This window comes from Nostoc sp. DedQUE12b, assembly GCF_034530835.1.
Lineage (GTDB): Bacteria > Cyanobacteriota > Cyanobacteriia > Cyanobacteriales > Nostocaceae > Nostoc.
In genome coordinates, this window is record NZ_JAVRCI010000050.1 from 26,684 (window position 1) to 52,659 (window position 25,976).

Below are 25,976 nucleotides of genomic sequence, written 5' to 3' on the forward strand. Positions count from 1 at the left end.
ACAGTGAGCTTTTCCACTGGCAATATTTGTAGCTTGGATTAACATACTTTTAGGGAGTGGTTGAGTGGGGAGATAATTGTGATAAAACAAGTCGAATGGTCGGAAAATCCGGTTACGTCTCAGCAAGTAGTAGAGTTTGAAAGTGACGTGCGATCGTCGCAACTTCAACGGACAGAAAATCAAGCAACGCCAGCACCAGTAGCCGACTCAGAGGAGGAACTGGTCGAACAAAACCAGCCAGCGAATCCGAACCGTAGCGTCATCGAATCTGTGGGCGCGTTTCCCAATCAGCTTTCTGAGAGACTGGGCTTAACCATGCCTCGATGGCTGTTATGGTTTATGACGGTTGTCATTGGCATCATCTTATCTGGGCTGCTGGTGTCAACGTTAGCGCTGTGGACTCCTTTATGGAGCAATCTAGATCGAACAGATGACGATTTAGGAACTGCTGCTAAAGACGAAGTAAAAATCCCATTACCAGGGGAGTTATGGGGCAAACTCTCCCAGTACAAGCTTTCACGTCCGATGAATATTTTAATCATGGGGATTGAACCAGTTAGCGGTACCGTTGATGGCTCACCAGAAAGCTTTGCAGGCAAAAGCGACTCCATGCTGCTGGTACGACTTAACCCTAGTGAAAAATCTGTAAGAGTACTTTCCATTCCCAGAGATACAATGATCGCCATCCCCGAAAAGGGAGAAAAGGGATTAACTAAGGTATCTGATGCCAATGCCAAAGGCGGCCCAGTCTTAGCAGCACGGGTAGTTAGCCGTACCTTAAATAATGCCCCAATCGATCGTTACATCCGTATTTCTACCAGCGGCTTACGGCAGTTAGTCGATCAGTTAGGCGGAGTAGAAGTCTTTGTTCCCCAATCAATGGAATATAAAGACTCCAGCAGTCGGCTGTCGATTAATTTAGTCAGTGGCTGGCAAACCCTTAATGGCGAACAAGCAGAACAGTTTGCCCGATTCCGCGAACCAGGTTTGGGAGATTTACCGAGAGTGCAGCGTCAGCAAGCACTAACAGCTGCCCTGCTGCAACGCTTAAATAGTCCCACCATCTTACCCAGGTTGCCTCAATTGACTCGCCTAATGCGAAAATATTTTGATACCAACCTGAAGATGGAAGAAATGATGGCGTTGGTCAATTTCGGACTCAACCTAGATCGGGATAATTTCCAAATGACTGTGTTGCCTGGTACCTTTAGCCGTTTTAGCAAAGACCCTGATAGCTATTGGCTAAATATGACTGGACAACAGAGCCTGTTGAATGATTATGTTGGGGTAAATGTACCTGGTCTAAAACCAGATATGCGTCAGGTTCCTAACCTCAAAATTGCTATTCAAAATGCTTCTAATCAACCTCAGCTAACTGAAAAAGTTATTGCTTATCTTAAACAGAAAGGCTTTAATAATATTTACAAAGTGCCTGATTGGCCAGATACCCAACGTCAAACTCAGATTATTGTCCAAAAAGGCAACCGACGAGTTGGGGCTGATTTGCAAAAAGTCTTAGGCTTGGGTCAAATCGAGGTGTCTGCTATTGGTGATTTAGAATCCGACCTGACAATTCGCATTGGGAAAGATTGGAAATAGCTAAGAGTCATTAGTCATTAGTCATTGGTTAAATGACAAAGCGCAAAATCTGAGCGGAGGAAACCTCCGCTCAGAACTTTGTAAGATAGAACTAATGACAAAGGACTACTGAAAAATAATAAAGTTATGAAAAAGATTTTACTGCGCGTTTTGGGTTTGATTGTAATTTTGCTACTAGCCTTTGGGTGGATAATACTTAATCCTAAGCCGGCTTTTGCTCAGATAAACACAATTAATTACAACAATATAAATTTAGAAAATCGTGACTTTTCTCATGCTGATTTGGCAGGTGTAACTTTTGTAGCAGCAGAAATGCGGGGGACAAATTTTCAAGGAGCAAATTTAACCAACTCAATTCTCACTAAAGGAGTTTTATTAAAGGCAAATTTGGAAGCTGCGAACTTGAGCGGCGCTTTAGTTGATCGCGCCACTATGGATGGTGCTAACCTGAAAAATGCCATCTTTACTGAAGCAACTTTGACCCGCAGCCGCTTTTACGATGCTGATGTCACTGGTGCTGATTTTACCGATGCTTTAATTGACCGCTATCAAGTGTCACTGCTGTGTGAAAGAGCCGATGGCGTAAATCCAGTTACGGGTATGTCAACGCGAGATAGTTTGGGTTGTAGGTAAAGAATCTCCGCATTGAGCTTCAAAACGGAGACATTTTTGCGAAAAATGGAAAATCAAACTTCTTTGTTTCTACCAAATCTGCTACTTTATCAACATCAACTCTGCGATCGCATCCCAAAAAACGCCCTAAACTATAAATAAAATTATATTGATTCAGGCGTTGGTGGATTAGTTAATGGCATAACGCAATGGAGGCAACCTCTTTTTATCTTGGTTCCCCTTTAAGATTGACTGAAAATTGTCAAAAATCAACCGCCTCTAATTACCAGTTGGAATTTCAATTAAAAATTCTGTTCCTTCTCCTGGTTTAGAAGAACATTTCATCTGACCATGATGTTTCTCAACTACTATTTGATGGCTAATAGACAATCCTAACCCCGTACCTTTACCTGGTGCTTTGGTAGTGAAGAAGGGATCAAATATATGCGATCGCACTTCTTCTGGAATCCCAAGACCATTATCAGCTATTCTAATTACAACCTGGTTATTAATGGCTTGCGTATTAATCCAGATAGTCAAGGGTATTCTCGGACACGTTTGTAATAATTTCAAATACCTTTGCTGTATAGTGTTAAATTTTTCCTCTAATGCATCAATACTGTTACTCAAAAGATTCATAAAAACTTGATTTAATTGCGCGGGATAGCATTCGAGCAAAGGTAAATTATCATATTGTTTAATAATCTCAATTGCTGGGCGATCGTTATTATTTTTAAGGCGATGCCCTAAAATTAGCAAAGTACTATCCAAGCCTTCATGAATATCTACTGGCTTCAATTCAGCTTCATCTGTACGAGAGAAGTTTCGCAGTGATAGCACAATATCACAAATGCGCTCTGTTCCTACTTTCATTGACTCAAGGGTTTTCGGTAAATCTTCAATGAGAAAGTCCAAATCACTCTTGTCGATTTTCTCTTGGATAGTTGGCAAGATTGAGGAGTTTTGACGGTAAAGTTTCACTACCTTTAGCAGTTCTTGAGTATATTCATTTAAATGGATAAGATTGCCAAAAATAAAACTAATAGGATTATTTATTTCATGGGCAACTCCAGCAAGTAGTTGTCCTAAACCTGCCATTTTTTCACCTTGAATTAACCGAGTCTGAGTTTGTTTCAATTCTTGCAGAGTTTGAGTAAGTTCTAAGGTTTGACGTTTAGTTTGTTCGAGTAATTCTGCTTGCTGAATTGCAATCCCCAATTGCACCCCGACTTGAGCCAGTAAATTAATTTCCTCTTCTTTCCAATAACGCGGTTGCGAATTTTGATAAGCAACTAATAATCCCCATAATTTTTCACCTTCCCGAATCGGAACAAAGGTTTCGTTACGCGGAAGTTCGTTATCGTCGTCTGTGTCCTCAAAGGTTTCGACAATCATTGGTTGGGCTTGAGCAACAGGCTTCCAACCATCTTTAAAGGAATCTGCCACAAATTTACCACTCCAATCTGAGTTGAATCGGTAAATTGCAACTCGCTCAACTTCAAGCAACTCTCGCACAGCTTGAGTAGTGGTTTTAAAAATAGTTTTAATATCAAGTGACTGGCGAATTTTATCAATAGTTGCAGCCAGTAATTCTTGCCGTTCCATTGCTTTCTCCCGTTCAGTAGCTTCTGCTAACTGGACAACCTGCATTTGAACTTGTTTTAAATAAGAATCCTGTTTTAATGCGACTCCTAATTGCTCGGCTATTTGACTAGTAAATTCAATTTCAGAGTCTTGCCAGTGACGAGGAGCGTTACATTGGTGAATACATAGCAATCCCCAAAGTTCACCTTTTTTTAATAGAGGTGCGACCAGATTTGCCCGCACTTGAAACTTTTCTAGAATTTGGATGTAGCAACCGGGAAACTTTCCTTGATAAATATCAGCGATCGCATTTACTCGACCTTGGGCGTAAAGGGGTGCAAAGTTTTCTCCGAAACAATAGTCATAAACTTTTTCTGCCATTACCGAGTTACACTCAGGCACAAAATCTTCAGAAATAAATTCTCCTTCCCAATCTTTTTGCGGGTCAAAACGAAAAACTGCTACTCTATCTGCTTGCAGCATTTGCCGTGCCTCAGTGACAGTAGTTTGGAAAATTGTATCTAAATCTAGGGACTCCCTAATCCGAGTAATCACGCTAGTTAATGTTTTTTGTTGCTCTGCTTGGTACTGAGCGTATGCCAGCAACTTATGGTGTCGCACTGCTACACCAATTTGTGTGCCGATTTTGGTCAGTGATTCGACTTCATAAGATTGCCACTCTCTGGGTGAGGCATTTTGATAGGCAGCGATGATTCCCCAAAGTTGATCTCCTTGGAGAATCGGGGCAGTAGCAAAGGCTTTTGCCTGAAATTGTTCCAACAGAGTTACATGACAGTTTGTTAATTCGGCTTGGTAAATATCATTAACTATAAAAGTCTGGTTGTTAACGTAACGCCCGCCTTGCGTCTGTTGTAAATAACTATCAGCGATCGCAGCCTGAACCCCAACTAAAGGAGCCCAACCTTCAGCAAATGATTCCGCAACAAAGTCACCACTCCAATCGGGATTGAAGCTAAAGATGGCAACTCGGTCAGCTTGCAACAGCTTACGTATTTCTTGAGTTGTGGTTTTAAAGATAGTTTCAATATCAAGGGGTGAGCGAATTTCATCGACAATTTTAGCTATTACTTGGTCGCGCTGAACTGCTTGAGCCAATTTTGCAGCTTGCAATTGGACTTCATGGAGATGCTTTGCTTGTTGAATCGCAACCACAAGATGGTCAGCAATTTGACGAATAAACTCAATTTCCGATTCTTTCCAGTCACGAGCCTCACTGCACTGATGAATGCAAAGCAATCCCCACAGTTCCTTCTGGCGCGATAGAGGGACAACAAGGTTGGCCTGTACCTGAAATTTACTCAAAATTGCCACATGGCAATCACTCAGTCCCGCCTTGTAAATATCTGCTACTGCTTGCGCTCTACCTTGTTGATAACTGGCAGCAAATTGTTCTCCAAAGCAATGGTCGTAAACTTTTACTGCCATTGCTGAGTCCCAGCCAATGGCAACATCTTCAGAAACAAATTCTCCCTCCCAGCTTTGTTCGCGGTCGAACTGGAAGACTGCTACTCGGTCAGCATTTAGCAACTGACGCACTTGTGTAACGGTAGTTTGAAAAATTGTTTCTAAGTCAAGAGACTCCCGAATTCGGACAATTACACTTGCCAAAGCCTTTTGTTGCTCTAGTTGCTCTTGAAGTTGAGCGCTGGACAAGAGAAGTTGATTTTCCGTGAAATTTGAATTGGGTTCCATTGCTCTGGATTATTTCGTTTTTATACAAGGGTTCCTCATACCAAACTTCACAGGCTTGAAGGGTGTCAAAAGTATGACAAACTGCAAACTTTTACAGTGTTCAACAATTTCCCAGAAGATGGTTATTGTTATAGTTCCCCTTTCTCGATCTATCCTCGTAATGAGTTAAAAAATAGTTTTGGCTTGTACACAACAAAGGAGGCGACTAAGTTAGTATTGCAGGGACAAATCAGAAAAGCGATCTGACCACTTTTGAATCGCGTTCGCTGTATCATAGCAATCTCAGGAATTTAATTCTGGGCGTAGGTATCGCTTTGCCTTTGCCCTTAGCGTAGGCATTTAAAATTACTAATTTGTCAAAATTTACCTGACAGACTGCGGTATTTCAGGTTAAATGTTTTAAAGTATGCACTCTGCAAGAGTTGTCGGGTATTATTCGTGACACAACAAGATCAAAAACCCTCTCGTTCTTTCGTTGGAATTGCTGGCATTGTTGCCGCAGCCACATTAATTAGTAAAGTCTTCGGTTTAGTGCGGCAGCAAGCGATCGCTGCCGCATTTGGTGTTGGTGCTGCTGCCACTGCCTATAGTTATGCCTATGTTATCCCTGGCTTTTTATTGATCTTACTCGGTGGCGTAAATGGGCCATTACACAGTGCGATCGTCAGCGTTTTAGCCAAGCGTCGCCGAGAAGAAGCGGCTCCCCTAGTAGAAACCGTGACAACGTTGGTAGGTGGAGTACTGTTGCTGGTGACATTTGCTCAAGTTTTCTTTGCGGATGCGATCGTTGATTTAGTTGGTCATGGTTTGGAAGAAACAACCAGAGCGATCGCCATTCAACAACTCCGCATTATGGCACCGATGGCTTTATTTTCAGGATTAATTGGCATTGGCTTCGGTACTCTTAATGCAGCAAATCAATATTGGTTACTCTCTATTAGCCCTCTATTATCTAGCATTACCGTTATTATCGGCATTGGGTTGATGACCATGCAAGTGGGCAAGGACATTATCAAGCCAGAATACGCTTTAATCGGTGGTATGGTATTAGCCTGGGGAACCTTGGCAGGGGCAATTCTCCAATGGCTGGTGCAGCTAATTGTTCAGTGGCGGTTAGGATTAGGTACGTTACGCCTGCGGTTTGATTTTAAATCCCCCGGTGTTCAAGAAGTGATTAGAATCATGACTCCGGCAACAATTTCTTCCGGGATGATGCCAATTAACTTTGCTACTGTGCTTTACTTCGCCAGTCCCATCCCTGGTGCTGCTGCTGGCTTTAACTATGCCAATTTGCTAGTGCAAACTCCTTTAGGGATTATTTCTAATATAATTTTGCTGCCTCTGTTACCGATATTTGCCAAACTTGCCGAACCAGAAAATTGGAACGATCTCAAATTGCGTATTCGTCAGGGACTCCTACTTAGTGCTGTCACCATGCTACCTCTAGGAGCATTGATGGTAGTCTTATCTGTACCCATTGTTCAGGTAGTGTATGAGCGGGGTGCTTTCAAGCAAGATGCTACACAGCTAGTTTCCGAGTTGCTAATCGTTTACGGGATTGGGATGTTTGCTTATTTGGGGCGTGATGTCTTGGTGCGGGTATTTTATGCCTTGGGTGATGGGCAGACACCTTTTCGCATCAGTACTTTTAATATCTTTCTCAATGCTGCGCTCGATTGGATTTTAGTTGGGCCTTTTGGTGCTCCCGGTTTGGTGTTAGCAACAGTGGGTGTAAATTGCAGTTCCCTGTTGATGCTGTTATGGTTGCTTGATCGCAAACTCAATGGTTTACCTTGGCGTGAGTGGAGTCTGCCGATTTTGGGTTTGACTGCTGGTAGCGTGGTAGCTGGGGTAGCCAGCTATGGGACTTTGGTTGCTTCTCAACAATTCTTAGGTAGAACGGGTTTACTGGTTCTGCTGTTGCAATTGTGTATATCTGGCTTCGTGGGAATTGCGGTGTTTGCTGCGATCGCTTCATGGCTGAAAATACCAGAGGTGAATATTTTTGTATCTCGTCTACGTCAGCGCTTTTTGAAGAAATAACGATCGCTCTAGCCAATGTTAAGAAATATCGAGATATATAGATAGCGTCGGCGCTGCCCGTCGTAGACATAGCCTGTTGCTACAAAGTTAGGAATAGAAATATTTTGGGTGGGTGTATAACTACCCCCCGCTGCCAAAAGCGTATTTTTTGCTTGATAAAGGGATTGGACTTTGGATAAGTGAAAATTAAGCCTAATGCGTCCTTAATCAAATTTTTTCTTCGTTAACAAACACAGTACTTGCCCATTTTATATAAACTGATAATAAAATTAATTATTATCAGTTTATATTTTTATTATGCTGACTGCTTAATCTGGTTTAAGGATATTAACATTTCTTCTCGATTAATGATTTTAAATATAGGCAAAGTTTTGATGACTTTTTTCAGAAGTTTAAAATAGACTATAGTCGTTATAAAAAATAAAAATGATTAAGATTTTATTCTTAACCATCGTCACTTAAGCAACCATTAGATGAGTGTCCAGCATTACAAGTTAATTCTAAAACTTCCTATTATTAGCATAGATAAAATAATGGTCTGTCACTTTTACATCGGTTTTAAAACCAACTTGTATCAGATGCTTTTGCAGTTCATCTTGCTGATAAAAAACTTTCACTATTTTAAATTCTTGCCCATCATTTAACTTCCGGCTTTTGTAGATACTGCTATCATCATTCAGAATATGGTTATTAGCTGTAGATGTGGGTTCAAAGCGCGAGTCAACAATAAATACTTGCCCACCGACACGCACAGATTTATAAACTTTTAGCAAAAACGGTTTCAGTAATTCTGGCGGCACATGAGATAACCAGAAAGAAAAAAATACTAAATCATATTCAGTGTGCGGTTCCCAGGCAAATAAATCAATTTGGTGATATTCTACTTTTTGTGAATTTAATTTACTGCGATTAATTTCAATTACTTCTTCGGAGGCATCAATTGCAGTAATTTTCTGTCCAATTTTTAAAAGCTCTTGTGTCCAAATTCCGGTTCCACAGGCTAATTCTAAGATTTCTTCAGCTTGGACAATTTGTTGTAAATCCTGTTTGATAATATCAACTTCTTTAAACCAACGCTGGTTTAGTTCCTCACCGCGATCGTAACGACCAAGGCGATAAAACCACTGATCGTATTCGTTGGCTCTAGCACGATAGTAGGCAATTTGTTCTTGCAGAATTTGATTGGTCATTGCCAGCTTATCATCTACTCTCATCAACTCTAGATAAATTTTACAGCTAAAAGTTCTGCTGACTCAATAGCAGCAGATCAAGTATTATCCTAAGGGCAGTGGCTCAATCAATTTAAGCGGGAAATTTATCTACAGCATCTGAGTTCAGGAGATCCTGTCAGTCAATCAGGCTAGTTCCATTCTGTTGGAGATGCTTAAGTAGGTCAGCGTAAATAATTATCCTTGGGATAAGGCAGGGGTAAAAGCGCGATCGCACCCACTACTCGATTTTAAGAGTTTTAAATATTTCAGTTGTTACACCCAGGTGGGTGAGAAATAATTCAGCCGCTTGGGTGAACCAGGTGCGTGAGGTTACATTTTGTAAAAAAAGAGATTCTAGTACTAGAGAACATTGATTTTACTAACTCTAGTGAGAAGAATTCTATGAAACTTACAAAATTAGCTGCCTCTGCACTTGCTGTTGCTTCCATTATCCTCTCAGCTGGCGTTGCATCTGCTCAAACGGCAGTTACTAACGGTACTAACGGTAACTACATCGGTGCTGGTGTTGCTGTTGGTGCAACCAGTGGCGGACAAGGAAACGATGAAGCACAAATTGGTGGTAATATTCAAGGACGATACGCTGTACCCAATGCCCCTGTTTCACTGCGAGGTTCTGTGTTGTATGGTGGTGATGCTGCTGCAATTATGCCCATAGTGACTTATGATGCGCCCATCGCCAAAAATACTAACGTTTACTTCGGTGGTGGTTATTCCTTTGTAACTGACGAAGGTCAAAAAACTCCATTGGGCAATCAGAATTCACCTGTAGTCACCCTTGGCATTGAATCAGAAGTTAGCAAAAATGTCATTGCCTACGGCGATACTAAATGGGGTATTGACGCCTACAGAAATAGTGATGCTGATGCTGTCAGCTTCCAAGCTGGATTAGGCTATCGCTTCTAGTAATTACGAGCTAGAAAACGGCCTATTCACAAGCTAAAGCAATGCTGTTTACCAGCCGTAATAGTAATTCCTTCTTTCATACCTGAGTATTCTATTCAGGTATGAATAATTTTTATTGATGATTTTGATAAAAAATGATATTGGCTAGTATTGATACTTTCTTTTAAAGTGAAATGAGTAATTGAGAATACACGTATAAGATATTACTCATGAAAAAGATTAATCCCATTTCAGAAATAGTTGGTGAAACAACTGACGTAGAATCTTGGCTGATGCGAGCGGGGCTAAGATTTTCCGACTTAGGTAACGATGCTGCAAGTATTGCAATCCGTAGGCAATGGCGAGAATACCAAGCCGCAGTTCATAGATGCTGTGTAACCCTACATCAACCACCATCAAGCGTTCAACTAAGCGGCGACTATGCCAGCTTGAGAATACCTGGCTCGGCATTAACTAATTGTGAGATCGATCGCCTGTCGAGTCGTCCCTAATCCTTAAACTAATAATCCTGTTGTACGCCGTTCACTACTGGTTTAACTTCCGAAAATGGATCGGTGCCACCACCCCAATTAAAATCACTAATTCGGAAGCTGATGCCGCCTAACTCCAACACCGGATTGTAACGCAAGGTGATGCCATAGGTGCGACGGCTATATTCCAAAATGTAGTCAGTGCTACTTTCTCTACCAGTATCCAAGTTCACAGATGTTTGAAAGCCTAAGCGAACAGGGCCATAGATTTGCTGTGATATTCCAGCGGTCAACACTTTGTTATCAACGGAGCGGTCAAACAAAAAGGGTGATAATCCGCTATTTAAGCCTTGAGAGAAACTGACATTAAAGGCGGTATAGTCGAAAAAAGGTCGAGAAAAATGACCAATTTGTCCTTGTAATCCAATTGTACCAGTTAGAGTGCTTTGGTTATCACCATTGGTATAAGAACTGGTAGTGCCTGTAAGGCTAGCGAACGTTTGCAAGTAAGGAACTACAGGGTTAGCCGTGTATCGCAATCCCTCAGTGGCAGTGGGTGGTAATGGTTTTCCTTGCCACAGTAACAGCCCTCTACTGAGAGTCGCACTGGCTTGTAAACGACCAAGTGAAATGCGATTGTTTTCCCGCACTGGTTCTAGCAAGTCTAGGCGATCGGTGTTGGCATCAATATACTGGGCACTTGCCTGGTAGTTGAGGTTGATGCCACTTTTTCCTAAAGGAATCACAGGAGAGGTAATAATCCCGCCAAAACTGCTCTGGACAGTTTGAAAACCCAAAGTACCGTTATAGAGACGATCGCGGTAGTTATATTGCACATTCAATGTGTGGGGAAGGGAAGTGCCTAATGTCTGGCGCAATCCTAAATTCACTCGCAAATTTTCTTCCACGTCATTCAAGTTAAAACTAGTTAACTCCGCAGTTCCCTGAATTATCCTCCGTGGACTCAAAGCAGAATTGATCTTGGTCTTCAGACCAAACAGTGCCCCTAAGTCACCCGCGCCTTCTTGCACACCTCTCTGTACTAATAACTGGGGCGTAATTGTCCAGCGTGTCTGCTCTGTATCGATTACTGGAAAACCACGCTCAATGTACAAACCACCCCGATCTTCTGCATCGTAGCCCGGAGAAACTATTGCAGGTGAAACGTCCCGCTCTCGACGGTCAATAGTACGCTCATTCAAGGGAATTGGTAAGGAGACTGTTTGATCCAAGACCAAACGCTGTCGCTGTGTCCTGATGCGGTCTACCAAGGGTGATTCTCGCGTCAAAGTTACTTTATCTGCGCGTAATTCTAATTCAGGAGGCGAAAAAGGATCGTTGGTGATGCGGACATTGTTTGCTTGCCAGCCTTGTGGATAAAAGTCAATTTGTTCAGCTTCAAACCTGAGCCGATTGACTGCACCCCCTGTTTTTTGTGGCGGGATATTGCTAGCATCTGCTTGACCACCAAATGTCACATCAATTCCTCCAGGGCTACTCACACCGGAAACGGGCTGATTGGCTCTAATGCGATCGCTAGGCGGACGTTTTGAAACTCCACCAGCACTTATAGCCGTGGGTGAAAAAGCAAAATCTGTTTGTGCTGAAGGTACGTAAATTTCTCCTCTACCATTTTCCAGTTCCCCACGATCTTGAACGAAGTTATAGGTAAAGCGTTGTCCACGCAGTATCTGATCGCCCCGTGTTAAGGTTACGTTGCCTTCCCCCGCAGCGATCAAGTTGTCCAAATTGACTTGTAAGCGATCAGCATCCACCACAGCTCCATCAAATCGCACAATGACATTACCTACAGCTGTAATAATTCGCTGTTTCTCGTCATACTCTTGCCGATCTGAAGTGACTTCTACAGTTCTTGGCCCGGCTGGCGGTGTGGTAGCTGGCGCAGTTGTACCAGATGGTTGAGTTTGTGGCTGAGTGGTATTTACTTGTGGTGTAGGCGTTGGTACTTGGGTTTGTTGCTGGAATTGGGACTTAAATTCTACAGTGATCGGTACTGAGAGTTGGTTTGTGGGCTGACGAGACTTGAATGTTATAAAATTTTGTACTGATTGAGAACTCGGTGCTAGATCGGCAGCAGATAAAGAGATATTGTCTTTTTTTAGAGACTGTTGTGCAGTAAGGTCGCGTTGCTGTTTTTGTTGGGTTAACTTCTCAGCTAAAATCTCTGCCTTGGATTTGCCTAACTTGTTGCTGTTTGTGACAGTTGGGGCAATTTGAAGAGGCCGTGGAGATTGGCCCATAAGGGGAGTTGGAGAAACTTTATAGGTAAAGCTAGAAGAGTCCAAAAAGGTTGATTTTGCTTCACCATTAAAGTTTGGATTTAGCGTAGACGCAAAGCGGCTTGTCGTCAGACATCGCTGATCGAGTTTTTGAGCAGGCTTATCTTTCGCGTCTTGGTCTAAAGCCTCTGCTCCAACTTTTCTTTGCAAAGCCGCAGCTTCTCTTTGCATCTCCCGTTTACGCAGTGCCGACATCAGAAGAATTTCCGAGTGGCGGGGTTCGACGCTCGGACTTATCTTTGTGTATTCTTTAACTTGGCCATTAGAGGTTTTAACCTCCTGCGTGGTATAACCAACAACTAGTGGCTGCCCCAAAAGCCCAGCAGTTGCAGAACTGGGGAGTGGGGAACTTTCTGGTGGAAAGGCTTCTGGTGAATGAGGTACAGAAGAAGTTTTAGCAACTACCAAGTCATCTTGAGTTGAGTTAATCGGAGTTGACAATAAAGGATCGCTCTTAGTGTTACCCGAAATTGCCAACTGAGCCAAATTCTTGGGCTGCTTGGATTCGTCTGTTTTTTTGTGTATTCCAGTATCTACACCTGAAAGAAACTTTGTATGACTAGCAGATGAGGCGGGATTTACAGGTTGTAAAGATTCAACGATAGGAGGCGGATTAGGTGGCAGAACTGGATGAAGCATAAGCGAGCAAAATCGGGCTAACAAACAGCCAAATGACAAAGGGAAGGATTAAACATACATTTTGCCTTCCGACTGTCGCCTTCTGCTACCTACAGCAAGCTACTTGGAGGAAGAAACTTACTAAATTTTCGCTTAGTAAGTTTCCGTGGCGTTTAGTATTTTCCGCCTTCCAAAGTCGCGGATGATTTATCGCCCTTTTACTCTAAGTCCCGACGGCCGGGGTTACGAGCTGGATCGTTCGACAAAAATCCGAAGATGAAGATAGTTACGAAGAAGGCAACAACAATATAAACAGCGATTTTTAAAGTCAGCATAGAAATATCTCCAACGGGTAAAACAAAGAAAGCTTTTCTTTCAGTATCTGCAATGCAGAAAAGATAGCTACTTTATATTACCCAAATCTCGTCCCTTTTTGAGAGGACTCTGGGGGCTCAGGACTAGCAATGCCTATCCTACGGTTATTAATAACGTACAAGATGTAAGTTGTCTGACTTGTAGATGCCCTTAAGAAAGTAACTCAGAGACGTTTACCATTGTGACGTTGACTGATGGCAAAGGTTTCCCAAAAAAGGTAACAGGTTACAGGGGATAGTTACTATTCCCCATACCCTTCGGGAGTGCTGAGTGCTGAGTACTGAGTGGGGAATAGGGAAGGTGGAGACAAGGAAGCAGGGGAGATGGATGAGGGGGACAAGGAGACAATGGGGTAAACAAAACTCTTAACTCTTAACTCTTAACTCTTAACTCTTAACTCTTAACTCTTAACTCTTAACTCAGCACTCAGCACTCAGCACTCCCAATGCCCTATGTCTTAACTTGAAGCTTGGCTATATCTTTGCCAGTTCGGTTTTTGATTACTCGTGCAGGTATGCCGACAGCAACGGAAAAAGGAGGAATATCTCTATTAACAACTGCTCCCGCACCAATAACGCTGCCTTTGCCGATAGTAACGCCATCTAATACTGTTACTCCATGTCCTAGCCAACAATCATCCTCAATCACAATTCCCTTGCGAGTAACACCTTGGAATTTAATTAGCTCCATCGGATCGGCAAAATTATGATTATTGGCATATATCCCTGAGTGGGCGGCAATCAAGCAGTGTTTACCAATTTTAATGTCTCCTGGCCCCTCAATACACACGTTGGGAGCAATGAAAGTGTCTTCATCAATATGTATATACGTATCTTCCAAACACCCTATATCAACGTTACGCTCAATCGCGACTCTATTTCCTAGATGAATTCTATTATTTTTGTGTCCTCTCGCATCCATCCGCACACCCTTGAAAATATAGACTCCTGCGCCGATCTCAATACAAGAAGTACCGTTAAATTCAACACCATTTTGAATATACACTGGACTGCCTATCTGGCTAAAAATACTACGGTATCCTAAATTACGCAACTTTGGACCGAGAAGAAGTGTTGGAATATCTCCTAACACTGTAGTTACTAAAAGTTCTTGCATGCGCTGCAATTTGGAAAAATATTGCTCGTTCTGCATGGCTACATATCTCTTTAATCAATTGTTGTTGACAGTGTTGAAGTTGTTTTGGCTGTATTCTAATCTTCTGTCAATACCAATAGGCTCTGTGTGTATTAATACATGAGCTAAGGTATCAAGATCACCAAAATTCCCTAAGATTTTTAGATGGTTTTCAACATTTGAAAAACCATAGTCTGGCTCTGACTATGCGAGCAATTCTTGAGGCTAGGTGTGTATAATTACTCAAGTAATATGCACAATTACGTTAATTCGTTAGCAGATTTTGTACTATATGCACGTAAAAGTTTGGCTTATTTTTCACAAAATCACTTAACAAAACAATTTAGTGCATTGCTGGGTCAAAACTCAGGCTTTTAAATTGTCTGATGGAAAATTTGCTGGTTTAGATAGACTACTGTTTTTGTTCTTTGGCAAATTTTAAAAGCTTGCTACCGCTAACACCACTCCTAAAGCAAATAGAGATAGTGTTGTTTGTCTTGAGGCTATTTCCTCTCAAGCGGTTTTATTCTTTTGAAGCAACTTCGTTTCAAAAGTTATTTTGCAACAAAAAATACATTTAACTAGACTATATTTAAAGTTTAGATAAATTTTATGCCTAGCATGACAATGTAATTATTGTTGGATTTTTCTGGGTATTTTTGCCCAAAAAATCCAATTAAGGTGGATTATCTCCCACATCAGCCATCACATTGAAGTTAACCATCGGTGCAAACAAGTAAGCGCTTCCCCGACTGCTATGACGGCTTTCTTGCAACGAATTTCTAGAGTATGCTGCTCCAATCATGTTGCACACGGATGATTTACAGACTAACCAATTCAAGTTTGTAATGACATGAATGGTTTTTAATAACAATTGTTTTTAACGATAGCACATTTTATTTTTAGTGGAACACTCTCACCAACTTAGTTGATTTCCAGATTTATTGTTGATGATAATGGTAGAAGTAAGTTAAGTTTTTTACTAGAGCAATCGCTACTCTGAAATACTTTTATACACTAGACTTCTTGGCATTTGTCGGGGTAAAGGGGAAGGTGGGGCCCCCTCTGGGGGTAAGGGGCGGGGGAAAAGGGTAAAAAAACTCAAAATCCTTTCCCTTTAACCTTTTCCCTTTTCCCTAAGAGTGCAAAAATATATTTTTGCAAGAGGTCTACTTAAATGGCATTCATTCAGGACGGAAATTTAAAAATGTTGTAAGTGGTTATTAGCATTTTTGTCTATATTTCTACCGTTACTATTTTATAATTGGGCGTTAAACTCAGAATGATATCTACTATACTTGTGACACCCTCTTCGTTAAAAAGCTAAAGTAGCTGAAAATTTTCCTCTTCCCTATTACTGATATCTAAAAATTTATAAATCACCCGAATGGGTGAGCCAAGCGGGTGATGCGTACTTGTTACTACTTATTATAAATTTTATTAAAAGAAAGCTAAAAGTAGCTTAGTTTCGAGGATAAATCACAAAAAAACATCTAATTTTCCAAATTGAGGTATCGGTTTTAACTCACACACTTGGTTCAAATTATGGCTTTAATTAAAGAAATTGTACAAGAAGCTCTAACTATCGGCTATCTGAGTGTTGTAGCCGAAGATCAACTGCGATCGCAGCTTCAAGGGAATTATGACTCAGAAGACCTAGATGCCTGGATAATTTTACAGCGAGCTATTGCAGCAGGTGATGTCAAACAAGAGTCGCGCCGAAAAAAAGCTTCCCCATCTCCTAAAGCCAAGGACACTTCATCAAGTATCAAACTTGCTTATCAAATGGCAGCGGAACTCGCTTATGCAGCAGCTGTAGCTCTGACAATGACAAAAAGTACTAAAGATCAGCCTTCACTAGGTGCATAAAATAACACGTTTATAAGTTATTTTCCTGGTGTAGTGCAAATATTTCATACCAAGTAGTTAGTGTAGGCGTAGTCCGCACTTCTCTATAAAACGCTGCGCGTAGCTTGCTTCCCCGGAGGGGTACGACAAAGCTACTTCGACTGCGCTCAGTACAAGTCAGTGACCACCGCAGGCATCGGTTTTCTTGATTAACTGCTTGGTAAGGCTTTCATCCGATTATTTATGGGGTTTCCCTTCTGCTCCTGACTTGAAAGTGCTGAGTGCTGAGTGAAAATCCCAGTCTTGAGAAGATTTTCATGCAAGGCTTTTGAAACTCGTTTTATTTGGACTGCCTTCTTTGACAGGGCAGTTTTATTAAAAAATAATTAAAAATTTTAACTTTACTAGACCCAGGTATGGGGAATTTTCACCCTCAGTCAAGAATCTCTAATTGATCCCCGGAAGCAATACTAAAATAAATATAAATTATTTATTCAAAACTAAATTTTTTTAAGTGATACATACCAGTAAATGATTAAATCTTGATATACCAAGTACATGGCTCAGAGTAAGGCATAGAATTAGAAACACCTTGGTGTAAACTTTAGCAACGAGGTTAAAAATAATTCTCAATGCTTAACAAAGTCATCGCTTTTTCACAAACTACTGTATAAAGAATTGGCAACATTGGTAAAGAGAGTAAACAATAACCATAGCTAAACTTGGAGTTTTGCCAACTTATGCAGCCAATTCGTACATTTAACGTATCCCCTTCACTACCGCCGCGACTCGAACCACTACGGCGGCTGGCATATAACTTGCACTGGGATTGGAACGTTGATACTAAAGATTTATTTCGTCGCTTAGACTCTGACCTGTGGGAGTCTAGCCATCATAACCCAGTGTTAATGTTGGGTACAATCTCTCAATCGCGGCTTCTGGAAGTTGTCGAAGATGAAGGCTTTTTAGCGCAAATGGATCGAGCTGACCGTCAGTTAGACGATTATTTGCAAGAGCGCACCTGGTATCAGAAACAACGGGAGCAGAAACCCAAAGAATGCTACGCCTATTTTTCGGCGGAATTTGGACTTGTAGATTGTTTGCCAGTCTATTCTGGGGGTTTGGGCGTTTTGGCGGGGGATCACCTCAAATCTGCCAGTGACTTGGGACTACCGCTTGTCGGTGTAGGTTTGCTGTATCAGCAAGGCTACTTTGCCCAGTATCTCAATGCCGATGGCTGGCAGCAAGAACGCTACTTGCTCAACGATTTCTATAATATGCCCTTGCATCTGGAGCGCAATGCCGATGGTTCTGAACTGCGGATTGCGGTAGATTATCCAGGACGTAAGGTATATGCCAGAGTTTGGCGCGTACAGGTAGGAACGGTTCCCCTGTATCTCCTGGACACCAACATTGAACCGAACAACACTTACGACCACGACATCACAGATCAACTGTATGGTGGCGACATCGATATGCGTATCCACCAGGAAATCATGCTGGGGATCGGTGGTGTGCAAATGCTCAAAGCTTTGGGGCTGAAAGTTACCGCTTACCACATGAATGAAGGCCACGCCGCCTTTTCTGCTTTAGAACGCATCCGCTTGCTGATTCAGGAAGAAGGACTGAATTATCCCCAAGCTAGACAGGTAGTGGCTTCCAGTAATATCTTTACTACCCACACGCCAGTACCGGCAGGAATTGACTTGTTCGCTCCCGACAAAATGCTGCACTATCTGGGGTACTATGCAGAGATATTTGGGTTGCCCAAAGAGCAATTTTTAGGACTGGGGCGTGAGAATACAGGCGATTTATCTGGGCCTTTCAGTATGGCAGTGCTGGCGCTGAAAATGGCAACATTTTCTAACGGTGTCGCACAACTGCATGGTGTGGTATCGCGGCAAATGTTCCAGGGCTTATGGCAGAAAGTGCCAGTGGAGGAAGTGCCGATCGCAGCAATTACCAACGGTGTTCATGCTCGGAGTTGTGTGGCGAAATCGACTCAAGAATTGTACGATCGCTACCTCGGCCCAAATTGGTCATCAGCAGCACCAGATAGCCCATTGTGGGAGCGGATGGACGCCATACCCGATGAAGAGTTGTGGCGCAATCACGAACGCTGCCGCTTAGATATGATTTTGTATGTGCGTGACCATCTAGTTAAGCATTTAACCGATCGCGGCGCTTCTGCCTCCGAAATTACCCAAGCCCAAGAAGTTTTAGATCCTTACGCTTTCACCATTGGTTTTGCTCGTCGCTTTGCCACCTACAAACGCGCCACCCTCTGGATGCGCGATTTGGAGCGGATTAAGCGGCTTCTGCTGGCTAACAAAGACCGGAAAGTGCAATTTGTGATTGCTGGTAAGGCACATCCCAAGGATATTCCCGGTAAAGAGTTGATCCGCGAGATCAATCACTTTATCCGTGAACAGCATTTAGAAAAACAGGTAGTGTTTGTTCCCAATTACGACATTCACATCTCCCGGTTGATGGTTGCGGGTTGCGATATCTGGTTAAATACACCGCGTCGTCCACGGGAAGCTTCTGGTACCAGTGGCATGAAAGCAGCAATGAATGGATTGCCGAATTTAAGTGTATTAGATGGCTGGTGGGATGAAGCTGATTACGTCCGCACGGGCTGGGCGATTGGACATGGAGAGAATTACGACGATCCCAACTACCAGGATGAAGTAGAAGCCAACGCTCTCTACGAGTTGTTAGAGAAGGAAGTTGTACCGTTATTTTATGACCATCGGGATACTGATGGTTTGCCCCGTCCGTGGGTTGCCAAAATGAAGGATGCAATTCGGTTGAATTGTCCGTTCTTTAATACAGCGCGGATGGTAGGAGAATATGCACAAAGGGCTTATTTCCCAGCTAGCGATCGCTATCATACCCTGACTGTTGATAACTATGCTCCAGCGAAAGAACTAGCTGCTTGGAAAGAAAAACTAAGCGAACACTGGTTCAACATCAGAATCAAAGATGTTGATGTATCGGCAGCTTCAGACATTGAGGTTAACCAAACCGTTGCCGTCAAAGCCAAGGTTGACTTGGCAACTTTGACGAATGATGATGTGCAGGTGGAGTTATATCAAGGTGCGATCGATGCCAATGGTGATATTGTCAACGCTGTGCCAGTGGTGATGGATTACCAAGGCGAAGATGGACAGCAATTGAGTATTTACACTGGTAATATCATCTATACCGCTTCTGGTTTACAAGGCTTGTCTTTGCGTGTATTGCCGAAAAATAAAAATCTGGCTAATCCTTATGAACCAAGGTTGATTGCTTGGGCAGAGTAAGAGTGTTGAGTAGTTATTGAATACTCAAGATTAGGCGTTGCTGATTTAAGTTTAGCAACGCCTTTTATGTTAAACATTTTCTGGTATAGCTAAGTGCTGAGTGCTGAGTGCTGAGTGCTGAGTAAAAATCCAGTTTTTTCAGGACTTTGAGCAATCAACACTGTCCTAATCTGTGTGACTACGGCTATAGATAGTTAATATCTAGTAGCTGTTCTAAAGTGTAACTACAAGATTGAGGTAAGTTATCTAGTTTGCCATCACTTTTCTCAATTACATATCCTAAGGCATCATCATAAATTGATGCTAATTCATTTTCTAAGTATTGATATAAATTCGTTGTCAAGTTACGTTTTAATTGATTCCTGAAACTTCTAATTTCTGCTTTCCAATGTCCAGAATTATATTGAGATTCTTCTGTCCAATATTGTAATAATAAAAGGTGTCTAATAATTTGTTCTAATAAACTAGCAACCTTGGCTTTGTCTCTACGACCCAAATTTTCTAGCTCCTCAATTAAATTTTCTAAATCTAGTTCTTCTAAATGGTTAGCTTTCAATAGCTTGATTGTTTCCTCTAACCAGAGATGATCATCAATTTCATAAAGCTCTTTTAAACTCAAGTTAGAACTAACTCTTTGCATAAAACCTCTTTGAGTTAAATCTTACGAGATTACAATTTTAGGCTAACATTCTTTGAGGGATGACAATGTAGCCAGTAGTGCGATCGCCTAATACCAAATTACGTTCTTCTCCCCAATACCACCAGTATGCAGCAACGTAAGCGCAAATTTGGCTATCCAGTTTATCTTCGGTTGCTTTGAGGGCTGCGCCTGTGGTGGGTATTTCCAGAAGGAACGTAGGGCTATCGCAGAGGCGCAGAGCAGGAGAAAAGGAGGGGAGGATATCGAGAAGATAATTTTGAAGTTTGATTAATTCTAGGCGACGCTCATTGAGGCGCCCTTTTTTGTATTTGAGGATGCGTTCTAAGTTGAATAAGTTAACGATTGCTGGGTGGGGAAAGACTTCTATTTGATATCTGCTGAGTTTTTGCGGTTCTATGGTGGGGGCGTGGGCAAAACCGCGTGATTCTAATTCTAAGCCAAAGTTGATGGTGCGATCGGCAAAGGGTAGGTTTTGATTAGCTGGGTAGCAGCCTGCATGATATTTGCCAAAGTACTTGTGGCTAAGTTTGTCAGGGAGGCGGCTTCCGGTGGCGTTGGGTATGAGGGTAGGTGCATCTACGGCGATGATGGCTGGTTCATCTGGTTGGACGTTTTGATCGATCCAGGTGAGGATGTCTGCAATGGCTTCTTTGCGGTCTAAATCGAGTAATTGCAGTTGTCCATCTACCCATTCTAAACAGCATAGTCCACTTGGTTGCGATCGCCAGCCTAAATCAATGCCAATAAATTTCATTGTAATAACACGAATTTGCGATTATTCTCGCATTTACTGACAACCATTTACCTAAATTTACTTGCTCAAAATCTTGATAAATAATCTTATAATCTTAAAAAGATTGTCTTAATTTATTTTATCTCGCATAAATTAATCAAGATTATTCCAATGAAAATCTTATTTTTACATCCCAATTTTCCCTCGCAATTTCGCAACCTAGCGATAGTTTTGGGTAAAGATCCTAATTGCCAAGTTGTCTTTGGTACAAATCGTCGTGAAGGGGAAATACCTGGCGTTTTCAAAGCTATTTATACCCCTTCTCGTGAAGCTGCGCCTCAAACTCACCACTACGTTCGCAACCTGGAAAATGCTGTTCTTACCGCTCAAGCTGTCTATCGCGTGGCAGAAAAATTAAAATCCGAGGGTTTCTTTCCAGATATAGTTTATGGTCATTCTGGTTGGGGGCCGACTTTATTTATGAAAGATGTTTTTCCCAAAGCAGAATTATTGTGTTATTTCGAGTGGTTTTATCACGCTCACGGTTCCGATGCAGATTTCGATCCCAACGATCCGTTGAATGCTGATGATGAATGCCGTATCCGCGTGAAAAATGCACCGATTTTAACTGATTTATATAGCTGCGATCGCGGTCTTTCTCCAACTAATTGGCAGCGTCAGCAGTTTCCCAAAGAATATCATAGCAAACTCACTGTAATTCATGATGGTGTTGATACCAACTATTTTGTTCCCAAACCAGGTGCAAAGTTAGTTTTACCAAGAATAAATCTGGATCTTTCCCATGTGGAAGAGTTGGTAACTTATGTAGGACGAGGAATGGAACCTTATAGAGGTTTTCCGCAGTTTATGGAAACGGTGGCGCTAATTCAGCAGCGACGGCCTAAGTGCCATGTGGTAGTTGTGGGAGAAGATCGGGTTGCTTATGGTAAAAATCTCCCCGATGGTCAGACTTATAAACAATTAATGTTAGAAAAATTAAAATCATCTTTGGATTTATCGAGACTGCACTTTACAGATAGGCTTCCTTACAATGAGTACCTTCAGGTTTTGCAAGCTTCTTCTGCCCATGTTTATTTAACCCGTCCTTTTGTTTTATCTTGGTCAATGTTAGAAGTAATGGCAGCAGGATGTTTACTAATAGCTTCTAAGACTTCACCAGTCTTGGAGGTTGTACAGGATGGGGTGAATGGACTGCTGGTAGATTTCTTTTCTCCTCAGAATATTGCTAATCGGGTTGAAGAAGCATTGAATAATCCTCAAGAGATGAAAGCAATTCGTGCGAATGCGCGAGAGACAATTCTGAAGCGTTATGATTTGGCAAGACTGTTACCACAGCATTTGCAATGGATGTTCGCTGGTAAAACTTCTGATAATTTGAAAAAGCGCCCAAGTTCTAAAGGATTTGGCAAAAATTAGTCATTGGTCATTGGTCATTTGTCATTTGTCACTTGCATAAATATTTTTTGCCTCAAGCAAACGTGCAAATAAAAGCTTGAAAATAAAGACTTTTGCAAGAAGTATATTAATCATTAGTTATTGCTCTTGAGCAAATGACAAACTATAAATGACCAATACAACGTTTGAAGAGGCTGTACCACCGACTAAGCTTAGTACAAATGACCAATGACCAATGACAATAACTCTTAGAGAGGCTGCACCAATAATTAAGCTTAGTACAAATGACAAATAAAGATAAAAGTGATATTGAAAATGCGAATTATTTTTACCATTGCCCATTTTTTCAAACCTAGCAATGAGGGTCGTCATGCTTCCCAACGCAAAGACCCACAACCTCGCTTGGAGGCGTTAACTAAAAGCATTACTGCTTTACATCAATTATTTGGCAAATCTCAAAGTATTATCAACATTGCTCAACGACTAGCTTTCCCTGCTAATCAGCCGCAGTCTCACGAACTAGATATTGTTATTTGTACAACTCAAGATAATCATCTTCTGAATCAGCTTCCCTTACCATCCCATTTATATAAGCATCATTCTACTAATGTAGAACCTCTACTTTTGGGGTTTGAGTGCCAAGCTATTCTGCAAACCTGTATCGGTCAGTATGATTATTACTGCTTTCTTGAAGATGACTTAATTATTCATGACCCTTGGTTTTTTATAAAATTAAACTGGTTTACTCAACAAGCGGGCGATTTAAATTTGCTCCAGCCAAATCGTTATGAAGTCTCTCCCCACGGTTTGGTTCACAAAGCTTATATTGATGGGGATTTGGCTTTGCGAGTAACTGCTCCTTTTCAAAATATACAGGAGCAACAGGAACTCAATGGTGCAATCATGAATGCACCAATTACCTTTCGTCGTGCCCTCAATCCTCACGCAGGCTGCTACTTTTTAAATGCAAATCAAATGGCTTACTGGGCTAATCAAACCTATTTTTTGAACCGAGATATTAGTTTTGTTGGGCCTCTAGAAAGTGCTGCTACTTTAGGAATTATGAAAACATTCCGAATTTACAAAACATCGCCGGAGCAAGCAAGCTTTTTGGAGATTCAGCACTTTGGAACTGGATTTTTGGGGCTAATTGGTGGACAGGTGGGTTTGGCTCAAAGGTAAATCGAATTTAAGAGTTTGGTTTTTGTGAGCAAAATTAATGCGATCGCTATTGATCAAAACACAATAAAAACACATTAGCGATCGCTGAACAATCAACTAATATTAAATTGTGACTAATGGTTTTTCAACAGGTGTAGGCGTAGTCAGGGGATCAAATCCTAATTGCTCAGTAATGCGCTCTCTGGCTAAAAGGCGATATTCCCAAAAATGCTCGCCAGCAGCACATAAACCCAAATACATATTCACAAATTGCGGCTTGGTGCAAAGAATAGCCCAAAGCTGTTGCCAAAATTGACCGCGAATTTCTTGCCGTTGCCAACCTTGACGCCAAAGCAAGTGTCCAAGTAGCCGCAGTCCTTTGCCAGGAGGAAAATACATTGTCTGCTGTAGTTGGGGATTAGGTGTAATCTTCAGGCATTGTTCAAAACAACGTCGGAGATAGTTTTTGGGTTCGTATATTCTCCAAATTGCCTCTAAATATTCTTTAGCAACTTCAGCCATCGGACGCGTAGGAACAAAATTCATTAAGGAATTCTGATCCCCCACCTCTAAACCTCCAAAACCTTCTAATAATCGCTCCTCTTTTTTTAGTCTTTGCCAAAGGGCTGTATTGGGAAGAGCTTGCAGTATACCGAGCATCGGTTGAGGAATGCCGGTTTCTTCAACAAAAGCTTGAATTCGCTCCCCAGCACCAGCTTTTTCTCCATCAAAACCAATGATAAATCCTGCATAGATCAACAATCCAGCTTCATTGATGGTACGACAGGCTTCTAAAAGGGGATTGCGGGTATTTTGAAACTTGCGAGTCACTTGCAGGCTGTCTTGGTCTGGTGTTTCAATACCCAAAAAGACTGCGTAGAAACCAGCTTTAGCCATTAGTTCTAATAGCTCAGTGTCTTCTGCTAGGTTGACGGAAGCTTCAGTCAGGAAGGTGAAGGGATAATTATGTTCCTGCATCCACGGAATTAACTCTTGTAAGAGGCGTTTTACATTGCGTTTATTGCCAATGAAGTTATCATCCACAACGAACAAAGATCCGCGCCAGCCTAAGTCATAAAGGGTTTGGAGTTCTGCTAGGGTTTGACTGGGTTCTTTAGTCCGTGGTTTGCGACCGTATAAATTGATGATGTCACAGAATTCGCATTCAAAAGGACAACCGCGAGAAAACTGGATTGCCATCATTAAGTAATCATCTCGCTTGAGTAAATCAAAGCGGGGGATGGGGCTTTGGGTGACATCTGGTTTTTCCAGGGCGCGGAAGGTTCCTTGTTCTTCACCTTTAGCGATCGCATCTAAAAATTGCGGAACTGTAATCTCTCCTTCATCTAAAATCAAATAGTTAGCTCCTGCTTTTTCGGCAGGTTCTGGCACTGAGGTTGGATAAGGGCCACCCACAGCAACTTTTTTCCCTAGTTGGGCTGCTTTGTGAATTTGGGCGAGAAAGTCTTCTTTCTGTGCAAGCATCGCAGAAAGAATCACGATGTCGCACCATTGCCAATCAGCATCCGTTTCTTGGTTAACATTGCGGTCATAAAACCGAACTTCCCAGTCTGTTGGTAGCATCGCAGCAACAGTCAAAATCCCTAACGGTGGAATAAATGCTTTAAGTCCCGCTATTTTCATGAATTCGTCGTAAGACCAAAACGTTTTAGGAAAGCGGGGGTAAAGTAAGAGTACTTTCATTGCTGTAGTCCTCTAATTAAATTTTGGTTGAAAAATTTTTTACTTTTGACAAATCCGAGTTTTGGATGGTCATTGCAGAGATGATGCTACGATCCCACTAGCTTTATTTTTGCTCTATCTATTTTTAGATAGACATTTGCATCGGCAAAGATAATTTTGTAGTCAGCTAGCAGGATTACCGCCGTTGTTATAAAATATAATGGCGGATTTATGCAACGAAAAACTGCCAGACCAATCGTCTGCTAGTAAATCCAGAAATAATTGAGCATTTTTATAGACCAGAGTAGTAAAGCTTTCATCAGCAGACTCTCCTGAGTGAAAAAATTAACTCATAATGTTGAGGTTACTGCTACTTTCTCTAAAAAAAATTTAAATTTTGTCTATTTTTGTAAATCAAAAGTACATAAACTGCTTTGATGAGGAGAAAAAGCTTTCATTACGGCGTTTTGTAGTCGAGTATTTCTATTGTTGTGTTATGTAAACGCAACCTTTTGCAATGCCATTACATCGAGCGGCCATGCCATTACATCGAGCGGCCATGCCATTACATCGAGCGGCCATGCCA

Annotated in this window: 18 protein-coding genes; 9 read left to right on the forward strand and 9 right to left on the reverse strand. The window is 41.7% G+C overall.

From position 1 onward, the window contains the following. Positions 1 to 78 precede the first annotated feature (78 nt). The gene (locus tag RMY16_RS22175) at positions 79 to 1,599 is read left to right on the forward strand and encodes an LCP family protein (RefSeq protein WP_322738180.1); all 1,521 of its coding nucleotides are present in this window, start codon (positions 79 to 81) and stop codon (positions 1,597 to 1,599) included. Positions 1,600 to 1,725: 126 nt separating this feature from the next. Then, positions 1,726 to 2,232: a pentapeptide repeat-containing protein gene (locus RMY16_RS22180; protein WP_322738181.1), complete on the forward strand. Its 507-nt coding sequence runs from the start codon at positions 1,726 to 1,728 to the stop codon at positions 2,230 to 2,232. A gap of 258 nt (positions 2,233 to 2,490) precedes the next feature. On the opposite strand, the gene RMY16_RS22185 is transcribed toward RMY16_RS22180, so the two are convergent. Continuing rightward, complete coding sequence (locus tag RMY16_RS22185) at positions 2,491 to 5,508, reverse strand: GAF domain-containing protein (RefSeq protein ID WP_322738182.1); 3,018 nt, start codon at positions 5,506 to 5,508, stop codon at positions 2,491 to 2,493. A 438-nt stretch (positions 5,509 to 5,946) separates the two neighbouring features. Here RMY16_RS22185 and murJ point away from each other — a divergent pair, with 438 nt between their 5' ends. Then, positions 5,947 to 7,551: a murein biosynthesis integral membrane protein MurJ gene (gene murJ, locus RMY16_RS22190; protein WP_322738183.1), complete on the forward strand. Its 1,605-nt coding sequence runs from the start codon at positions 5,947 to 5,949 to the stop codon at positions 7,549 to 7,551. Positions 7,552 to 8,051: 500 nt separating this feature from the next. On the opposite strand, the gene RMY16_RS22195 is transcribed toward murJ, so the two are convergent. Beyond that, positions 8,052 to 8,741: a class I SAM-dependent methyltransferase gene (locus RMY16_RS22195; protein ID WP_322738184.1), complete on the reverse strand. Its 690-nt coding sequence runs from the start codon at positions 8,739 to 8,741 to the stop codon at positions 8,052 to 8,054. A 423-nt stretch (positions 8,742 to 9,164) separates the two neighbouring features. On the opposite strand from RMY16_RS22195, the gene RMY16_RS22200 reads away from it, so the two are divergent. Further along, on the forward strand, positions 9,165 to 9,686 hold the full coding sequence (locus RMY16_RS22200; protein WP_322738185.1) for an outer membrane beta-barrel protein: 522 nt from the start codon (positions 9,165 to 9,167) through the stop codon (positions 9,684 to 9,686). A gap of 209 nt (positions 9,687 to 9,895) precedes the next feature. Further along, the gene (locus RMY16_RS22205; RefSeq protein ID WP_322738186.1) at positions 9,896 to 10,177 is read left to right on the forward strand and encodes a hypothetical protein; all 282 of its coding nucleotides are present in this window, start codon (positions 9,896 to 9,898) and stop codon (positions 10,175 to 10,177) included. An 8-nt stretch (positions 10,178 to 10,185) separates the two neighbouring features. Here the strand turns inward: RMY16_RS22205 and RMY16_RS22210 are convergent, their stop codons facing one another. The 4 genes from RMY16_RS22210 to RMY16_RS22225 all read right to left on the reverse strand — a co-directional run bounded on the left by RMY16_RS22210 (position 10,186) and on the right by RMY16_RS22225 (position 15,388). Next, the gene (locus RMY16_RS22210) at positions 10,186 to 13,095 is read right to left on the reverse strand and encodes a DUF3769 domain-containing protein (RefSeq protein ID WP_322738187.1); all 2,910 of its coding nucleotides are present in this window, start codon (positions 13,093 to 13,095) and stop codon (positions 10,186 to 10,188) included. Positions 13,096 to 13,292: 197 nt separating this feature from the next. Beyond that, the gene (locus tag RMY16_RS22215; protein ID WP_041566417.1) at positions 13,293 to 13,409 is read right to left on the reverse strand and encodes a photosystem II reaction center protein I; all 117 of its coding nucleotides are present in this window, start codon (positions 13,407 to 13,409) and stop codon (positions 13,293 to 13,295) included. 490 nt (positions 13,410 to 13,899) lie between these two features. Next, positions 13,900 to 14,601 (reverse strand): acyltransferase, encoded by a 702-nt coding sequence (locus RMY16_RS22220; protein ID WP_322738188.1) that lies wholly within the window; start codon positions 14,599 to 14,601, stop codon positions 13,900 to 13,902. 658 nt (positions 14,602 to 15,259) lie between these two features. Then, the gene (locus RMY16_RS22225; protein ID WP_256091202.1) at positions 15,260 to 15,388 is read right to left on the reverse strand and encodes a hypothetical protein; all 129 of its coding nucleotides are present in this window, start codon (positions 15,386 to 15,388) and stop codon (positions 15,260 to 15,262) included. Between the two features lie 740 nt (positions 15,389 to 16,128). Here RMY16_RS22225 and RMY16_RS22230 point away from each other — a divergent pair. Next, positions 16,129 to 16,452 carry a hypothetical protein gene (locus tag RMY16_RS22230; protein ID WP_322666897.1) on the forward strand — a complete coding sequence of 108 codons (324 nt, stop codon included), beginning with the start codon at positions 16,129 to 16,131 and terminating at the stop codon, positions 16,450 to 16,452. A gap of 719 nt (positions 16,453 to 17,171) precedes the next feature. Next, positions 17,172 to 19,736, forward strand: a complete 2,565-nt coding sequence (glgP, locus tag RMY16_RS22235; RefSeq protein ID WP_322738189.1) for an alpha-glucan family phosphorylase — start codon at positions 17,172 to 17,174, stop codon at positions 19,734 to 19,736. A 184-nt stretch (positions 19,737 to 19,920) separates the two neighbouring features. On the opposite strand, the gene RMY16_RS22240 is transcribed toward glgP, so the two are convergent. Both RMY16_RS22240 and RMY16_RS22245 read right to left on the reverse strand, forming a co-directional pair. Continuing rightward, complete coding sequence (locus RMY16_RS22240; protein WP_322738190.1) at positions 19,921 to 20,376, reverse strand: DUF29 domain-containing protein; 456 nt, start codon at positions 20,374 to 20,376, stop codon at positions 19,921 to 19,923. Between the two features lie 37 nt (positions 20,377 to 20,413). After that, complete coding sequence (locus tag RMY16_RS22245; RefSeq protein ID WP_322738191.1) at positions 20,414 to 21,151, reverse strand: DUF429 domain-containing protein; 738 nt, start codon at positions 21,149 to 21,151, stop codon at positions 20,414 to 20,416. Positions 21,152 to 21,301: 150 nt separating this feature from the next. Between RMY16_RS22245 and RMY16_RS22250 the strand changes: the two genes are divergently transcribed. Next, positions 21,302 to 22,567 carry a glycosyltransferase family 4 protein gene (locus RMY16_RS22250; RefSeq protein WP_322738192.1) on the forward strand — a complete coding sequence of 422 codons (1,266 nt, stop codon included), beginning with the start codon at positions 21,302 to 21,304 and terminating at the stop codon, positions 22,565 to 22,567. Positions 22,568 to 22,861: 294 nt separating this feature from the next. After that, a complete protein-coding gene (locus RMY16_RS22255) occupies positions 22,862 to 23,728 on the forward strand; it encodes a calcium-binding protein (protein WP_322666883.1) in 867 nt (288 codons plus the stop codon). A gap of 102 nt (positions 23,729 to 23,830) precedes the next feature. Here the strand turns inward: RMY16_RS22255 and RMY16_RS22260 are convergent, their stop codons facing one another. Continuing rightward, entirely contained in the window at positions 23,831 to 25,411 is a 1,581-nt protein-coding gene (locus RMY16_RS22260) for a B12-binding domain-containing radical SAM protein (RefSeq protein WP_322738193.1), read from the reverse strand. Positions 25,412 to 25,976 lie beyond the last annotated feature (565 nt).

Excerpts from the sequence above, each read along its gene's own strand:
- RMY16_RS22225 (WP_256091202.1), bottom strand. The coding sequence starts at position 15,388 with ATGATTGGAGCAGCATACTCTAGAAATTCGTTGCAAGAAAGCCGTCAT.
- RMY16_RS22210 (WP_322738187.1), bottom strand. The coding sequence starts at position 13,095 with ATGCTTCATCCAGTTCTGCCACCTAATCCGCCTCCTATCGTTGAATCT.
- RMY16_RS22195 (WP_322738184.1), bottom strand. The coding sequence starts at position 8,741 with ATGACCAATCAAATTCTGCAAGAACAAATTGCCTACTATCGTGCTAGA.
- RMY16_RS22245 (WP_322738191.1), bottom strand. The coding sequence starts at position 21,151 with ATGAAATTTATTGGCATTGATTTAGGCTGGCGATCGCAACCAAGTGGA.
- RMY16_RS22230 (WP_322666897.1), top strand. The coding sequence starts at position 16,129 with ATGGCTTTAATTAAAGAAATTGTACAAGAAGCTCTAACTATCGGCTAT.
- RMY16_RS22240 (WP_322738190.1), bottom strand. The coding sequence starts at position 20,376 with ATGCAAAGAGTTAGTTCTAACTTGAGTTTAAAAGAGCTTTATGAAATT.
- RMY16_RS22220 (WP_322738188.1), bottom strand. The coding sequence starts at position 14,601 with ATGCAGAACGAGCAATATTTTTCCAAATTGCAGCGCATGCAAGAACTT.
- RMY16_RS22180 (WP_322738181.1), top strand. The coding sequence starts at position 1,726 with ATGAAAAAGATTTTACTGCGCGTTTTGGGTTTGATTGTAATTTTGCTA.
- RMY16_RS22250 (WP_322738192.1), top strand. The coding sequence starts at position 21,302 with ATGAAAATCTTATTTTTACATCCCAATTTTCCCTCGCAATTTCGCAAC.
- RMY16_RS22260 (WP_322738193.1), bottom strand. The coding sequence starts at position 25,411 with ATGAAAGTACTCTTACTTTACCCCCGCTTTCCTAAAACGTTTTGGTCT.
- RMY16_RS22185 (WP_322738182.1), bottom strand. The coding sequence starts at position 5,508 with ATGGAACCCAATTCAAATTTCACGGAAAATCAACTTCTCTTGTCCAGC.
- RMY16_RS22255 (WP_322666883.1), top strand. The coding sequence starts at position 22,862 with ATGCGAATTATTTTTACCATTGCCCATTTTTTCAAACCTAGCAATGAG.
- RMY16_RS22215 (WP_041566417.1), bottom strand. The coding sequence starts at position 13,409 with ATGCTGACTTTAAAAATCGCTGTTTATATTGTTGTTGCCTTCTTCGTA.
- RMY16_RS22205 (WP_322738186.1), top strand. The coding sequence starts at position 9,896 with ATGAAAAAGATTAATCCCATTTCAGAAATAGTTGGTGAAACAACTGAC.
- glgP (WP_322738189.1), top strand. The coding sequence starts at position 17,172 with ATGCAGCCAATTCGTACATTTAACGTATCCCCTTCACTACCGCCGCGA.
- RMY16_RS22200 (WP_322738185.1), top strand. The coding sequence starts at position 9,165 with ATGAAACTTACAAAATTAGCTGCCTCTGCACTTGCTGTTGCTTCCATT.